The sequence below is a fragment of the Bradyrhizobium cedriense genome (genome assembly GCF_054602315.1).
Map to the genome: position 1 here is coordinate 17590 of NZ_JBTSWB010000015.1, position 14106 is coordinate 31695.

Genomic DNA, 14106 nt, shown 5'->3' on the forward strand with positions numbered 1-14106 from the left:
CCACACCGGCCGGTCCGCCGGACCGGCGACCGCCCCAAGGACCAAATTGTGGTAGAACGGCGCGGAAGGGCCTGCACGGCCCGTAGCGCCGGCGTCGATGGCGGCGCGAGAGGATCGGGATGGCAGGAGCGAACGACAAGACACGATCTCTGCGCGGGGGCCTGTTCGCCAAATACGTCGTCTCCCTCGTCGGCCTCGTCGTGTTCGTCCTCGCCGTCAACGGCGCGATGGAGACCTGGATCTCCTACCGCGCCACCCGGACACAGCTGACCGACGGGCTGGAGGACAAGGCGCAGGCGGCCGCCCGGCGGATCGAGCAGTCGATCTCCGAGCTCGATCGCCAGATCAGCTGGGTGACGCGGGCGAGCCAGGACACACTGGAGAAACGCCGCGCCGACTACGCCCAGCTGCTGCACCAGATCTCCGACGTCAACCAGCTGTTCCAGCTCAACGGCGACGGCCGCGAGGTGCTGCGTGTCTCCCGGCAGTCGACCACGACCGGCGGCAATGCCGACCTCTCCCGCGACGTGCGCTTCACCGACGCTGTCGCCCGCGGCGTCAGCTATGCGCCGGCCTGGTTCTCCGACCGAACGCCGCTGATGTCGATCTCGGTGGCGCATTCCGGCTTCAATGCCGGCGTCACCGTGGCCGAGATCGATCTCAGCTTCCTCTCCGACTTCCTGTCCGACGCCCAGGTCGGCAAGGCGGCCTTCGCCTATGTCGTCGATCCGCGCGGCCGGGTGCTGGCGACGTCATCGAAAGGGCCCGAGGTCGGCAAGGACCTCTCCAAGCTGCCGCAGGTTGCGGCCGCGATCGCGCCCGGCCACGAGCCCGACACGTCCGGCACCGATTTCAACGGCCATGCGGTGATGAGTGCCGCGAGCATCGTGCCGAAGCTCGGCTGGAGCGTGCTGTTCGAGCAGCCGACGACGCAGGCCCTGATGCCGATCCGCGACCAGCTGGTGCGCATCGCGCTGCTGATCGGCATGGGCCTGATGGTCGCGATCCTGGCCGGCACGCTGCTGGCCCGCCGCATGATCATCCCGATCACGGCGCTGCGCGACGGCGCGCACAAGCTCGGCGAAGGCGATTTCAGCCATCGCATCGACGTGCACACCTCCGACGAGTTGGAAGACCTCGCCGGGCAGTTCAACCGCATGGCCGACCAGATCCAGGAGACCTATTCGAACCTGGAGAGCAAGGTCGAGGAGCGCACCCGCGACCTCGCGCAGTCGATCCACGAGCTCAAGGTGCTGGAGGAGGTCGGCCGCGCGGTGGCCTCCTCGCTCGATCTCAACGCGGTGCTTGCCACGATCGCGGCCCGCGCCATCGAGATCACCCGCGCCGACGCGGTGCTGATCTACGGCTTCGACGCCGAGGCGCGCCGCTTCAACCTGGTCGAGGCCAACGGCATCGACAAGTCCGCCGACGGTGCGCACGTCACCATCGAGCAGGGCGAGAACATCCTGAGCGATGCCGCCGCCAGCGGCGAGCCGATCGCGCTCGCCGAGCTCGGCGAGGCCACCGAGCAGCCGCTGCGCGAGGTCGCGCTCGCGGCGGGGTTCAACTCGGTGCTGGTGGTGCCGCTGATCGACCAGCAGGGCACGCTGGGCTCGCTGGTGGTGCTGCGCCGCGCCGGCGGCGAGTTCGCCGGCAGCGTCATCGGCCTGATGCGCACCTTTGCCAACCAGGCCGTACTGGCGATGCGCAATGCGCGGCTGTTCAGCGAGGTCGACCACAAGAGCCACGCGCTGGAGGCCGCGAACAAGACCGTGCGCGCCCAGTCGGACAAGCTGCGCGAGCAGACCGAGCAGCTCAAGGACTGGAACAAGTCGCTGGAGGCGCGCGTCAGGACCCAGCTCGGCGAGATCGAGCGCATCCGCAAGCTCGAGCGCTTCCTGGCGCCGCAGGTGGCGCAGCTGATCGCCTCCTCCGACAGCCCCGAGGGGCTGCTCACCAGCCAGCGCCGCGAGGTCACGGTCGTGTTCTGCGACCTGCGCGGCTTCACCGCGTTCACGGAAGCGACCGAGCCGGAAGAGGCCATGAACGTGCTGCGCGAATATCACGCCGCGCTCGGCAAGCTGATCTTCAAGTACGAGGGCACGCTCGACAAATATGCCGGCGACGGCGTGATGATCCTGTTCAACGCGCCGATCCAGTTCGAGGATCACATCAAGCGCGCGGTGAAGATGGCGGTGGAGATGCGCGACACCATCGGCCCCCTGACCGAGCGCTGGCGCAACCGCGGGCATAGCCTGGGGTTCGGCATCGGCATCGCGCTCGGCTATGCCACGCTCGGCCAGGTCGGCTTCGAGCAGCGGCTGGAATATGCCGCGATCGGCAGCGTCACCAACCTCGCCTCCCGCCTCTGCGGCGAAGCCAAGGCCAACCAGATCGTGGTGAGCCGCCGTGTCTACGGCATGGTCGAACCTTTCGTCGAGGCCCGCGCCCTCGACGATCTCCAGCTCAAGGGCTTCAATCACCCCGTGCTCGCGATGGAGATCCTGAGCTGGCGCGAGGAGGTGGACAACGTGGTGGATACCTCGGTCGCGCGGCGACGGGGGTAGCCGAGACAAAAAGTGCGAAAACAACCCCATGCACAGTAGACGGGGTCTTTGAGATCAAGGACTTACACGTGCCTCATGCGCGTGCTGGCGCGGTTTGACTTGTCGGGCAAAACACCGGCAGGATGGCATGATCTCCCCAGTCTCTCCCCCGAACCACATCCCTCCTCCCCGCGACCAACCCTCGCCTCATCGGCGAGGCGAGAATCCGGATGGAGACGGACCGTGGCGTTTGCCTTGCCTTCGCGTGCTTATGATCTGCAGATGCTGGACCGCCCCGCCGACCGCGCGCGCGATCATGGCTGGGTCTATGGGTTGCCGCCGGGCATCACGAGCGACGAATGGCCGCTCGATCCGGTCAGCGGCTTCCCGCTGATGCACGGGTTCACGCTGCTGCTGCCGGAGGATTATCGCGTGCATGGCGAGGACGTCGTCGCATTGTCGTTCTTTGCCACCGCACCCGATCACAATGACGGCGGCGCGCCCGATGATCCTGAAGTCCGCGAGGCCGTGATGGCGCGGCCCGCGCATCCGCGCCTGTCGCGCATGACCGACATTCTCGACTACGAATATGCCGCGCTGCTGCTGACACGGGCTGAATACGAGGGCGCGTTCGCGAGACCGCCGGCACCGCTGGCGCTGGCGACGGCGGAGCGGCCGCGCTGGCTCGATGTCGGCGGCGCCAGCGCCTTCTTCGAGGCGGCGCCGCCTTACGCGAAGAAGATGCTCGCCGCTTCACCGCGCGCGGATCTCGTCGAGAATCGCGCGATCGCCTTGTCGCCGCGCGCGAACGATCCCAACGCCGGCAAGGGTCCGCAGGACGAGCACGTGCGCGAGAAGCCTCCGACCGGTTATCAGCCCTACTATTATTATGTCGGCGGCGTGCCCGGCCGCGACAATTTCCGCCTGCATGATTGGGCCGGGGATCACGCCCACAACCATCTCGGCGGCACGATGCGGCCGTGCCAGGCCGTGCCGGAGATGAGCCCGTTCTATATCGAGTTCGAGGAATATTTCGGCGGCTACAATTTCGGCGGCGGCAACGCCCAGCTCGACTTCAGGGACATGAAGTTCGACTGGGCGTGCGGATGATCACGCCGAGCGTGCCCACGCTTCCGACGCTCAACCCGGGCGAGCCGAAAAAATCGATTTTCGATTTTCTGTTGACCGCGGGATGTGGCCTTGCAATCATCTCACGATGGGTCCGCTTCAGTTCGATATGTCCGCAAGCTCCGCGGATGGTCCACGCAGCCTGACGTCGGCGCTGCATGAGCGGTTGCGCGCCGATATTCTGGCGACGCGGCTGCTGCCGGGCCAGAAGCTGCATATCGCCGGCCTCGCCAAGCAGTTTTCGGTGAGCCTTGCGGCGGTGCGCGAGGCGCTGTCGCGGCTCGTCGCCGACGGCCTGGTGCAGGCCTCGGACCAGCGCGGCTTCCGCGTCAGCCCGGTGTCGCTCGCCGATCTCGCTGACGTCACCCAGACCAGGATCGACATCGAGGGGCTCGCGCTGCGGCGTTCGATCGAGCGGGGCGATGATGCCTGGCTCGCATCGGTGACGTCGACCTGGGCGGCTCTGAAAGCCGTTCCTTATCATTACCCTGACGATCCGACCGCGCATTACGAGGAATGGGTGATCCGTCACCGCATCTTCCACCGGGCGCTGGTCAACGCCTGCGGCTCGCCATGGCTGCTCGGCTTCCGCGACGTGCTGCACGAGCAAAGCGAGAGATATCGGCGTCTGTCGATCCGACGCGAGCTCGGCGGCAAGCCGCGAGACGTCGAGGCTGAGCACGAGGCGATCGTCGCAGCCGTGGTGAAGCGCGATGCCGATGCGGCCGTTCGCGCTCTGTCGAAGCATTTTGGCATCACCAGGGACTTCGTCGAGCTCGCCGCCTCGCGCATTGCGGAGGTGAGCCGCTCGCCCTGACGATCCCTAGAAATTCGCTACAAAAAAAGACAGACCGGGAGGAAACAATGAAGATCAACCGCCGTCACGCGTTGCTATCGCTCGTCGCCGCCGCAATTTACGCCGGCCCCGCGAGTGCCGCCGACACCATTCGCGTCGGCCTGCCCACGAAGACATACTGGCCGACGACGATCGCCGAGACCGCCGTGCGCCAGAAGCTGTTCGAGAAGGAGGGCATCAAGGCCGAGCTGACCATCTATCGCAGCGGTGCGGAGACGTTTGAAGGCATGGCTGCGGGCGCAGCCGACATCATCCTCGATCCCCCGTCGCTGGTCTCCGCCGGGCGCAAGAAGGGCGTGATGTCGCGCATCGTCGCCAATGCCGCGATGGGAAATTTCGGTTGGCAGCTGATGGTGCCGGCCAAGTCGACGCTCGAGGTCAAGGACCTCAACGGCAAGAAGGTGGCGATCACCGCGGCCGGCTCGGGCTCGGACCTGCTGGCGCTGTGGACCATCCAGGACAAGAAAATCGACTTCACGCGCGTCCCCGTCGGCGGCGGCGGCCTGGTGCCGAACCTGCTCGCCGGCAATGTCGAGGCCGCCGTGGTCTATTCGCCGCTGAGCTTCCAGATCTCGAAGTCCGGTGAGGCCAAGTCCATCCTCGACTACGCGACCGCGGTTCCGCCGAACCTGACCGCCGGCTGGATCGTGCTCGATAAATTCGCCGAGGCGAAGCCTGAGCTGGTGCAGAAGGCGGTGAACGCGCTCTACGGCGCGGTCGCGTTCATGCGCGCCAACCGAGAGGTCACCGTCAAGCTGATCGCCGAGCTCTACGAAATGCCGCCGGAGATCGCCGCCCTCGAATACGACAACACCATCATGAAGCTCGAGACCAGCGGCGACATGGGCGCGGCCAACGTGAATGCCGCCGTGCAGCTGTCGCTCGATCTCGCCAAGCTCGGCGGGCTCAAGGACATCGTGCCAGCCGAGGACGTGATCTCGACCAAGTTCAAGCCCGTCCCGACCAAGTAGTGACGATGCAGGGCAAGCTCGCCATCAACCTGGCGCGGATCGCGATCATCGTCGCGATCCTGGCGCTGTGGGAAATGCTGTCGCGCACCGGCATCGTCAATCCGCGCCTGCTGCCGTCGGCCTCCGACACGTTCGTGACGCTCGGCGATCTCCTCCAGCGCGCCGCCGTGCAGAAGGACCTGATGGTCACCGCGACCGAGGTGCTGACGGCGTTCGCGCTGGCGGTGCCGTTCGGCGCGCTGATCGGCTTTTTGGTCGCGGAGAACCGCTACTTCGCCGATGTCGCCAAGCCGCTGCTGTTCTTCGCCTTCAGCATCCCGAAATCGATCTTCCTACCGATGTTCATCCTGGTGTTCGGCGTCGGCTTTGCCCAGAAGGTCGGCTTCGGCTTCTTCTCCACGATCTTCATCGTGATCATGTCGACCACGACGGCGGTGGAATCGGTGAAGGTCGAGCATCTGACGGTGGCGCGCTCCTATGGCGCTACGCCGATGCAGACCGCGTTCCGGGTCTATCTGCCGAGCATGCTGCCGGTACTGCTGGAAGCCTTGCGGATCTCCATGATCTTCAACCTCACCGGCGTGATCCTCGCCGAGATGTACGCCTCGCGCGACGGCATCGGCCACCAGATCGCGACCTGGGGCGAGAATTTCCAGATGAAGCAGCTGCTCGCCGGCGTCGTGATGGTCGCCGCGATCGCCATGACCTTCAACGAACTTGTCAGATGGGTGGAAACGCGATGCAGCCATTGGCGAACGTGACCCCGCTCAAGCCCGCCGCGCGCGCCGGCGCGATCGAGGTGAAGAATGTCGGCCAGGTGTTCAAGACCCGGTCGCAGGACGTCGTCGCGCTGGAGGACGTGTCGCTCGACATCAAGCCCGGCCGCTTCGTCGTGCTGGTCGGTCCCAGCGGCTGTGGCAAGTCGACCCTCCTGATGATGATGGCGGGCTTGCGCCAACAGACCGCGGGCACGATCACCATCAGCGGTGCGCCGATCCTGCAACCCGACCCCGACAGGGTCGGCGTGGTATTCCAGGAGCCGAGCCTGTTTCCCTGGCTGACCGCCGAGGACAATGTCGAGTTTCCGCTGGCGCTGCGCGGGGTCCCCAAGGCCGAGCGCCGCGCCAAGGCGCAGGATGCGCTCAAGCTGGTCGGCCTCGAAGGTTTCGGCAAACGTCATCCGCACGAACTCTCGGGCGGAATGAAGCAGCGCGTTTCGATCGCGCGTGGGCTGGTGCAGGACCCGCCGGTGCTGCTGATGGACGAGCCGTTCGCGGCCCTCGACGAGCAGACGCGCATGACCATGGGCGATGAGCTGCTGCGCATCTGGGCCGCCACCGGCAAGACGGTCGTCTTCGTCACGCACAGCCTCACCGAAGCCGTGTATCTCGCCGACGAAGTGATCGTGATGTCGGCGCGGCCGGGCCGGATCGTCGACCATCTGCAGGTCCAGCTGCCGCGGCCCCGGACTTACGAGATGCTGAGCGGCGATGCGTTCGGCAGCCTGCGCGACCGCATCTGGCGGCATATCCGCAAATCGGCGTGAGGCGACGATGAGCGCCAGGATCAGTGCGAAGACGCTGCGATATCTGATCGTGATCTGCCTGATCGCGTTGTGGGAGCTGCTGCCACGCACCGGACTCATTGCCGAGCTGTTCCTGCCATCGCTATCGTCCACGCTGATGGCCGGCTGGACCGACGCGGGTGAATACGGCCATGCGCTCGCGGTCACGCTCTACGAGGTCGTGGTCTCCATGGCGTTCGCCTGCGGCGGCGGCATCCTGCTCGGCGCCATCGTCGGCAGCCTGCCGGGCCCGCGCGTCCTGATCATGCCGATGGTATCGAGCCTCTACGCGGTGCCGCTGGTGATCCTCTATCCCGTGTTCACCGTGTGGCTCGGCATCGGCTCGGAATCAAAGATAGCGTTCGCCTCGATCTACGGCTTCCTGCCGACGATGCTCGCGACCGCCGCCGGTATCCAGACTATCGACCCGCAGCTCCTGCTTGCGGCCCGCAGCATGGGCGCAACGCTGAGCCAGCGGCTGGTCCGCGTCATCATTCCTGCGGCGATCCCGACGGTGCTCTCCGGCCTGCGCGTCGGGGGCGCGCTGGTGATCGTCGGCGTGGTCGTCTCGGAGATGCTGATCTCCTCGGCCGGCATCGGCTATCTGATCTCGCGCTACCGCACCATCCTCGACAGCCCGCACGTGTTTGCGGGCGTGCTGCTCGTGCTGTTTCTTGCGATCGGCTTCAACGCCATCATCAGGTGGATCGAGCGCAAGGCGGCGATCTGGCAGACCGGCACCCGCGCCGGTCAGGCCAATGACGACGCCGCTTCGGGCGCGATGCAGCCGGCGACCTGAGGTACGAGCGTGTACGACCTGACCCTTTCGTTCGACAACGGCCCAGATCCCGACGTGACGCCGCGCGTGCTCGACATTATCGGCGAGCGCGGGATCAAGACCACCTTCTTCGTCATCGGCGAGAAGCTGGCTGATCCCGAGCGCCGCAGCCTTGCGGAGCGGGCGCACGGCGAGGGGCACTGGATCGGCAATCACACCTTTACCCACAGCGTTCCGCTCGGCGAGCAATCCGGGCGCGAGACCGCGGAGAACGAAATTGGCCGCACCCAAGATGCGATCGGCGATCTCGCTCATCCGCAGCGCTGGTTCCGGCCGTTCGGCGGCGGCGGCAATCTGGACAAGCGGCTGCTCAAGCCGTCGGTCGTCGGCTATCTCACCCGCAACGGACACAGCTGTGTGCTGTGGAATTCCATTCCGCGCGACTGGGACGACCCGGACGGCTGGACCGAGCGCGCGCTCGACCAGTGCAGCCGGCAGCCCTGGACGCTGATGGTGCTGCACGATCTGCCGACCGGTGCGATGGCGCATCTGGAACGCTTTCTCGATCGTGCCGGTGCGGCCGGCGCCCGCTTCCGCCAGGACTTCCCGCCGCCATGCGTTCCGATCCGGAAGGGCGAGATCGCGCTTCCGATCGACGACTATGTTTCCTCCATCGAAGAGAGTGTTTGACCGATGAAAGTTGCAAGCTTCACCATCGCTGGGACCGCGAGCTATGGCATCGTCACCGACAAAGGTGTCGTCGACGCCGGCAAGCGCCTGAAGGCCCATCCGACGCTGAAGGCGCTGCTTGCGAAGGGCTCGCTCGACGAGCTGAAGAAGCTCGCTGGCGAGAAGCCCGACTACGCGCTCGAGGATGTCGCCCTGCTGCCGACGGTCCCCGATCCCGACAAGATCTTCTGCATCGGCGTCAACTACGCCACGCATCTCGCCGAGAGCGGTCACCCGACGCCGGCACATCCGATGATCTTCACCCGCTTCGCCAACAGCCAGGTCGGTCATGGCCAGCCGATGATCCGGCCGCTGGAATCCGAGCGCTTCGACTATGAGGGCGAAATGGCCGTCATCATCGGCAAGGCCGGCCGCCGCATCTCGCGCGAAGCTGCGCTCGGCCATGTCGCGGGCTATGCCTGCTACAATGACGGCAGCATCCGCGACTGGCAGCGCCACACCTCGCAATTCGCGCCGGGCAAGAATTTTGCCGGCACCGGCGGCTTCGGGCCGTGGATGGTCACGACCGACGAGCTGACCGATATCACAAGGCAGACCCTGATCACCCGGCTCAACGGCATCGAGGTGCAGAAGGCGCCGATCTCCGATCTCGTCTTCGACGTGCCGGCCCTGATCGCCTATTGCTCGACCTTCACAGAGCTCGCGCCCGGCGACGTGATCGTGACGGGGACGACCGGCGGCGTCGGCGCCTATCGCACGCCGCCGTTGTGGATGAAGGGCGGCGATGTCGTCGAGATCGAAATCTCCGGCATCGGCATCCTGCGCAATCCCGTGAAGGACGAGGGTTCAGTCGCCACAACACGCGCGGCCTGACCGGTCGCGCTCGCTAACAATAAGAAGGAGAACCCCATGCCCACGCCGACGCACATCCTGCCGACCACCGTGGTCGGCAGCTATCCACAGCCGGAATGGCTGGTGAATCGCGCCATGCTGTCGAAGGTGGTGCCGCGCACGCGCTTGCATGACATGTGGCGGTTGCCGGCGGAGCATCTGGAGGAAGCCCAGGATGATGCCACCATCGTCGCGATCCGCGACATGGAGCGCGCCGGCATCGATATCGTGACCGACGGCGAGATCCGCCGCGAGAGCTACTCCAATCGCTTCGCCACCGCGCTCGACGGCATCGACGGCGACAATCCCGCGATGATCGTGGCGCGCACCGGCAACACCCAGACGCCGGTGCCGCGCGTCGTCGGCCCCATCAGGCGCAAAGGCCCGGTCGAACTGCATGACATGCAGTTCCTGCGCAAGAACACCGACCGCGCGGCGAAGATCACCCTTCCAGGCCCCTTCACGATGAGCCAGCAGGCCAAGAACGAGTTCTACAAGGACGAGGAAGAGCTCGCGATGGCGCTCGCCGAAGCCGTCAATGCCGAGGCGCTCGATCTGCAGAAGGCCGGCGCCGACGTGATCCAGCTCGACGAGCCCTGGGTGCGCAACAATCCGGAGCTCGCCAAGCGATATGCCGTCAAGGCGATCAACCGCGCGCTGCAGGGCATCACGGTGCCGACCGTGGTGCATCTGTGCTTTGGCTATGCGGCTGTCGTGCCCGGCTCGAACAAGCCCGCCGGCTACTCTTTCCTCGCAGAGCTGGATGACACGATCGCCGATCAGATCTCGATCGAGGCGGCCCAGCCGAAGCTCGACCTCGGCGTGCTCAAGGATCTCTCATCGAAGAAGATCATGCTCGGCGTGCTCGACCTTGCGGACCCCGAGATAGAGAGCGTCGATACCGTCGCCGACCGCATTCGCAACGGCCTGAAATATGTCTCGCCCGATCGTCTGATCCCGGCGCCCGATTGCGGCATGAAATACATGCCGCGCGCGACAGCGTTCGGGAAACTGAAGGCCATGTGCGACGCAGCGGCGAAGGTCCGGCGGGAGGTCAGCTAGCGACTTTCGCGCGAGGCGTTTCGGCCTGGGTCTCACGCCCCCCGCTTCGGTCCGAGTGCCTCGAAGGCGGCCTTCTGCTCGTCGCTCAGATCCGCCTGGAAATCGTCGAGCGCATCGCTGATGCCGCCGATTGATTGCAGCATCGTCTGCAACCGCGCCTTCACGGCCGCGAGGCGGGCCTGCGGTGTGGCGGCGGGCGGCATCGGGCAGGCGCTCAGCGTTTCCATGGTGCGCAGGGTGGTGTCCTGCAGCACCTCGAAGCGGGCGCGGCCGACCTCGTCGAGCTTGAGCGTGGCGGCGACGTCTTCGGCGGGCCATTGCTGCTGCACGAGCTGCTCGTATTGGCGCTGCGCCTTTTCGTCATAGCGCGGATCGTAGTCCGGCTGGCAGGCGGCCGCCGCCTGCGCGTCCTTGCGCAGTACAGCAGCGAGTGCCGTGCGACGCTCATTGGCGAGCGCATCGAGCCTGGCCTTCTGGTCGTCGTTGAGCAGATCGACGAACTTCGACAGCGGCTGCGCGACCTCGTCCGTCGCCTTGATCATGGCATCGAGCCGCTCGCGCATCAGGCCGAGGCGCTCGGAGGCCGTCGCCGGCGCTTGCGCCGGGCACGCGGCGCGAATGGTGTCGCGCGCCGCAAGCCAGGCGGATGCGAGCTCGTCGAGCGCGGTGCGCTGCAATTCGTTCGGCGTGATCGCCGCCGCGATGCGGTCGACCGGCAGGCCGCCGGTGTCGCTGGCCTCGCAGAGGGTTTCTGCCGTCGGGACCCTTCGTCCGCGCCGGCCTTGCGGCGCGGTGTAGGCGGCGAGCTCCCTTGCGGCATAGGGCGCGAAGATCGCGGCATAGATGTCGCCATAGCCATAGAACGAGAGACTGGTGGTGTCGCCGAGGATGATCGCAGTGGTGAGATCGTCATGCGCGAACGGCCAGAACACCGGGCCGACCCAGCCGTAGCTGCCGTCGGGATGGCGCCACCAGCCCTGCGCGCGGCGGCCGCCGTGCCAGCCCGCCAGCGCAGCCTGCGCCGTGAGGGCCGCACGCAGGACGTAAGGGTTGGAGAGCTGCGCGCGCCCGCGCGGGTCTTGCGATCTCAGTGCAGCGGAGCGGTAACGACCGCCGCGCACGGCCATGCGGGAATGACGCAGGCGCGACATGCCGAGCATGTGGCCGACGGCGAAGCGCGCGACCCCGAGCGGACCGCCACGCAATCCGAACTGCGCCTCGGCCTTGCCGGGCAGCAACACTGCCACAAGCACGAGGGCCGCGCCCGCCAGCGCCAGTCCCATGCGTCCCGGAATGATCGCCGACTTGACGACCGATTTGGCCACGTCCTGGCCCTCCTCCCGCGCCAAGCGCGCAATGCGTCGCAGCACGATGACGCGCGAGGGAACCGATTGTTCCGGAGAGACACAGGACAAAGCGCCGCGGAGTGTGGCGATGCGGTCTTGCTCGCGTCCGGCAGCTCGTCATTTCCGGACGCTAAAGCGCGATGAGATCAGGATGACATCGTCATCGCGCTTTAGGCTGTTGTTTGAGCATGATCCCTTCGGAAAACCGCTGCGCACTTTTCCGGATCATGCTTTGGGGAATGACGCGCACCGTCACTCACTCCGCCTTTTGCGGCACCACGAAGGTCTGGCCGGGATAGATCAGATTGGGGTTCTGGATCTTGTCGCGGTTGGCATTGAAGATCGCCTGGTAACGGGCACCGTCACCGTAAGCGAGCCGACTGAGCGCCCACAGGCTGTCGCCGCGGGCAATGACCCGGCTGCCGCCTGCCTCTGCCGGCGCGGCGGCGAGCACGTCCGCGGGCGACGCCGATGCGACCGCCGTGGCCGCCGGCGCACGCGCCAGGACCTTGGGCTTGGGCGCACCGGTCAATTTCGGCCGGGCCGCTTGCCTGTCAGGCACTGAAGCCAGGCGCGGCGAGGCCGATGGCAGGGCAGCCACGACCTCCGGCTTGTCATCCGGCTTCTCGGCCTGCTTCGTCTCTTGCTTCATGTCTTGGCCGGCATCCTGCTTCGCGGCCGGCGCGGGCCGCGCGGGCGGCGGCGCCGCCGCGACGACGATCACCGGCATGGTCCGGCCGGACTCCGCAACCGTGCCGTCTGGTGCCCTGGCCCGGAGCGTCAATTCATAGGAACCGGCAGGAAGCTGCGGCGGGGTCATGACGAACTGGCCGGAGGCGTCCGCGACCACGGTATCGAGCGGCTTGCCGTCACGCAGCAGCTCGACCCTTGCACCTGGCGCGGCGCGGCCCGCGATCACCGCGGCCTCGCCGTGATCGTCGATGCGGGCGACGTCGAAACGGGGGCCACCATCCGCAACCGTCGGGGGCGGCTTGACCGGCGCGAGATCGGCGAGCGCGGCCGTGACCTGCTTCTGGGTCTCGGCCAGCGCGCCCGCTTTCGGCTCGGGGGCCGCAGCTGGCGGCGCGGCGGCAAGCTTTGGCTGTTCCGGCTTGCGCTCTTCGGGTTTGGGCTCGACCTTGGCCTCGGCTTTGGATTCGAGCCTGGGATCTACCTTCGTCTCCGGCCCGACGGCGACGGCCGTCTTCGTTCCGTCCGGCAGCAGGCGGCGCAGCCCGGTCGGGCCGATCACCAGCGCGGTGCCGGCCAGCGCGATCAGACAGAAGGCAATGAAGACCTTGGACGCGGTGATCATCTGAAAAGGACCTTGGGTGGCAAATCAGCCGAGGCCGGCAAAGTGCGCCGATTTGGCTGCGGCAGCAAGACGGTCGATGGGATGATAGGCCGCGATCCCGGCGCGCCCGGGATGAACCGGCGCAACCGTGCCGGCGTCCAATCGTCGAGGCCGTATCGCGGCATGTCTCCAGGGAATTTCTCGTGCCCGTAATTGACCGTCCCGCCTGCTGGCTGGCGCTCGTCCTGACGCTGGCTGCCTCACCTGCCTTGGCCGCCTCCCGCCCGCCGCAAGGCTTCACGCTCTCCGGCGATGCCGATCTCGCCTTCACCTCGCCCGATGGCGCCACCAGGCTCGAGCAATACGTGAAGGAGGGCGAGGATTCCGACATCAAGTGGCAGGTCTGGGCGCGACGCGGCGAAGAGATGACCGAGCTGAAGCCCGAGCGGGACTATCCGGCCGGCTTCCGCTTCACCAGCGACTCGCAATGGCTGGTACGGATGCAGAAGACCGGCTCCGGCTCCCAGGACCTCCATCTCTACCGTGCCGAGAAGGGCGCCTTCGTCAGTGCGACGCAAAAGCCGCTCAGCGATCTCGCCTGGGCCTATTTTCGCAGCCGCACGGACACGAGGAGGATGAAGCTCGACGACCACATCTCGGCCAATCTCGTGAAAGGCACCGACGAGGCGTATCGTAATCTCGGCGTTCGCTGGCCCGAGAACCGCTACCTCGTGATCTCGCTGTCGGGCGAAATGGACAAGCATCCCAAGAGCGTGGCGATGAAGGGCCTCGCCGGCTGGCGCTGCCGCTACGACCTCGAGACCGGCACCTTCGACGTGCCGGCGGTGTTCGCCAAGGCGAACGCGGAAGCGCTTCGGTGGGAGATCAAGCGATGAGTCTTGACCTCGCCCGAGGAGGCGGGGCCGCGACGAACAACCTCCTGATTCCTCTCGATTCATACTTTCCTAACGCTTGCTGGT

Annotated in this window: 13 protein-coding genes; 11 read left to right on the forward strand and 2 right to left on the reverse strand. The window is 66.5% G+C overall.

What is annotated here, in order from left to right; translation table 11 throughout:
* Positions 1-119: 119 nt before the first annotated feature.
* The 10 genes from ACYCVF_RS36180 to ACYCVF_RS36225 all read left to right on the forward strand — a co-directional run bounded on the left by ACYCVF_RS36180 (position 120) and on the right by ACYCVF_RS36225 (position 10486).
* Complete coding sequence (locus ACYCVF_RS36180; RefSeq protein WP_459604856.1) at positions 120-2567, forward strand: adenylate/guanylate cyclase domain-containing protein; 2448 nt, start codon at positions 120-122, stop codon at positions 2565-2567.
* A 222-nt stretch (positions 2568-2789) separates the two neighbouring features.
* A complete protein-coding gene (locus tag ACYCVF_RS36185) occupies positions 2790-3656 on the forward strand; it encodes a hypothetical protein (RefSeq protein ID WP_459604857.1) in 867 nt (288 codons plus the stop codon).
* Between the two features lie 127 nt (positions 3657-3783).
* Positions 3784-4491: a GntR family transcriptional regulator gene (locus ACYCVF_RS36190; RefSeq protein WP_459604858.1), complete on the forward strand. Its 708-nt coding sequence runs from the start codon at positions 3784-3786 to the stop codon at positions 4489-4491.
* Positions 4492-4538: 47 nt separating this feature from the next.
* Positions 4539-5501 (forward strand): ABC transporter substrate-binding protein, encoded by a 963-nt coding sequence (locus ACYCVF_RS36195; RefSeq protein WP_459604859.1) that lies wholly within the window; start codon positions 4539-4541, stop codon positions 5499-5501.
* A gap of 5 nt (positions 5502-5506) precedes the next feature.
* Positions 5507-6262, forward strand: coding sequence for an ABC transporter permease (locus ACYCVF_RS36200; RefSeq protein ID WP_459604893.1), 756 nt, complete (start codon positions 5507-5509; stop codon positions 6260-6262).
* The gene (locus ACYCVF_RS36205) at positions 6241-7047 is read left to right on the forward strand and encodes an ABC transporter ATP-binding protein (RefSeq protein ID WP_459604860.1); all 807 of its coding nucleotides are present in this window, start codon (positions 6241-6243) and stop codon (positions 7045-7047) included. Before ACYCVF_RS36200 ends, ACYCVF_RS36205 begins: the two co-directional genes overlap by 22 nt.
* A 7-nt stretch (positions 7048-7054) precedes the next feature.
* Complete coding sequence (locus ACYCVF_RS36210; protein ID WP_459604861.1) at positions 7055-7864, forward strand: ABC transporter permease; 810 nt, start codon at positions 7055-7057, stop codon at positions 7862-7864.
* A 9-nt stretch (positions 7865-7873) separates the two neighbouring features.
* Positions 7874-8533, forward strand: a complete 660-nt coding sequence (locus ACYCVF_RS36215; protein ID WP_459604862.1) for a polysaccharide deacetylase family protein — start codon at positions 7874-7876, stop codon at positions 8531-8533.
* A gap of 3 nt (positions 8534-8536) precedes the next feature.
* On the forward strand, positions 8537-9406 hold the full coding sequence (locus ACYCVF_RS36220) for a fumarylacetoacetate hydrolase family protein (RefSeq protein ID WP_459604863.1): 870 nt from the start codon (positions 8537-8539) through the stop codon (positions 9404-9406).
* A gap of 36 nt (positions 9407-9442) precedes the next feature.
* A complete protein-coding gene (locus ACYCVF_RS36225) occupies positions 9443-10486 on the forward strand; it encodes a uroporphyrinogen decarboxylase family protein (protein WP_459604864.1) in 1044 nt (347 codons plus the stop codon).
* Between the two features lie 32 nt (positions 10487-10518).
* Here the strand turns inward: ACYCVF_RS36225 and ACYCVF_RS36230 are convergent, their stop codons facing one another.
* Positions 10519-11769, reverse strand: a complete 1251-nt coding sequence (locus tag ACYCVF_RS36230; RefSeq protein WP_459604894.1) for a Spy/CpxP family protein refolding chaperone — start codon at positions 11767-11769, stop codon at positions 10519-10521.
* A gap of 319 nt (positions 11770-12088) precedes the next feature.
* A complete protein-coding gene (locus ACYCVF_RS36235) occupies positions 12089-13147 on the reverse strand; it encodes a LysM peptidoglycan-binding domain-containing protein (RefSeq protein ID WP_459604865.1) in 1059 nt (352 codons plus the stop codon).
* A 182-nt stretch (positions 13148-13329) separates the two neighbouring features.
* On the opposite strand from ACYCVF_RS36235, the gene ACYCVF_RS36240 reads away from it, so the two are divergent.
* Entirely contained in the window at positions 13330-14022 is a 693-nt protein-coding gene (locus ACYCVF_RS36240) for a hypothetical protein (protein ID WP_459604866.1), read from the forward strand.
* Positions 14023-14106 lie beyond the last annotated feature (84 nt).

Bases quoted from the DNA above. Each gene is read 5' to 3' on its own strand.
- ACYCVF_RS36190 (WP_459604858.1), top strand. From the start codon at position 3,784: ATGTCCGCAAGCTCCGCGGATGGTCCACGCAGCCTGACGTCGGCGCTG.
- ACYCVF_RS36180 (WP_459604856.1), top strand. From the start codon at position 120: ATGGCAGGAGCGAACGACAAGACACGATCTCTGCGCGGGGGCCTGTTC.
- ACYCVF_RS36195 (WP_459604859.1), top strand. From the start codon at position 4,539: ATGAAGATCAACCGCCGTCACGCGTTGCTATCGCTCGTCGCCGCCGCA.
- ACYCVF_RS36210 (WP_459604861.1), top strand. From the start codon at position 7,055: ATGAGCGCCAGGATCAGTGCGAAGACGCTGCGATATCTGATCGTGATC.
- ACYCVF_RS36220 (WP_459604863.1), top strand. From the start codon at position 8,537: ATGAAAGTTGCAAGCTTCACCATCGCTGGGACCGCGAGCTATGGCATC.
- ACYCVF_RS36225 (WP_459604864.1), top strand. From the start codon at position 9,443: ATGCCCACGCCGACGCACATCCTGCCGACCACCGTGGTCGGCAGCTAT.
- ACYCVF_RS36230 (WP_459604894.1), bottom strand. From the start codon at position 11,769: ATGGGACTGGCGCTGGCGGGCGCGGCCCTCGTGCTTGTGGCAGTGTTG.
- ACYCVF_RS36205 (WP_459604860.1), top strand. From the start codon at position 6,241: ATGCAGCCATTGGCGAACGTGACCCCGCTCAAGCCCGCCGCGCGCGCC.
- ACYCVF_RS36235 (WP_459604865.1), bottom strand. From the start codon at position 13,147: ATGATCACCGCGTCCAAGGTCTTCATTGCCTTCTGTCTGATCGCGCTG.
- ACYCVF_RS36200 (WP_459604893.1), top strand. From the start codon at position 5,507: ATGCAGGGCAAGCTCGCCATCAACCTGGCGCGGATCGCGATCATCGTC.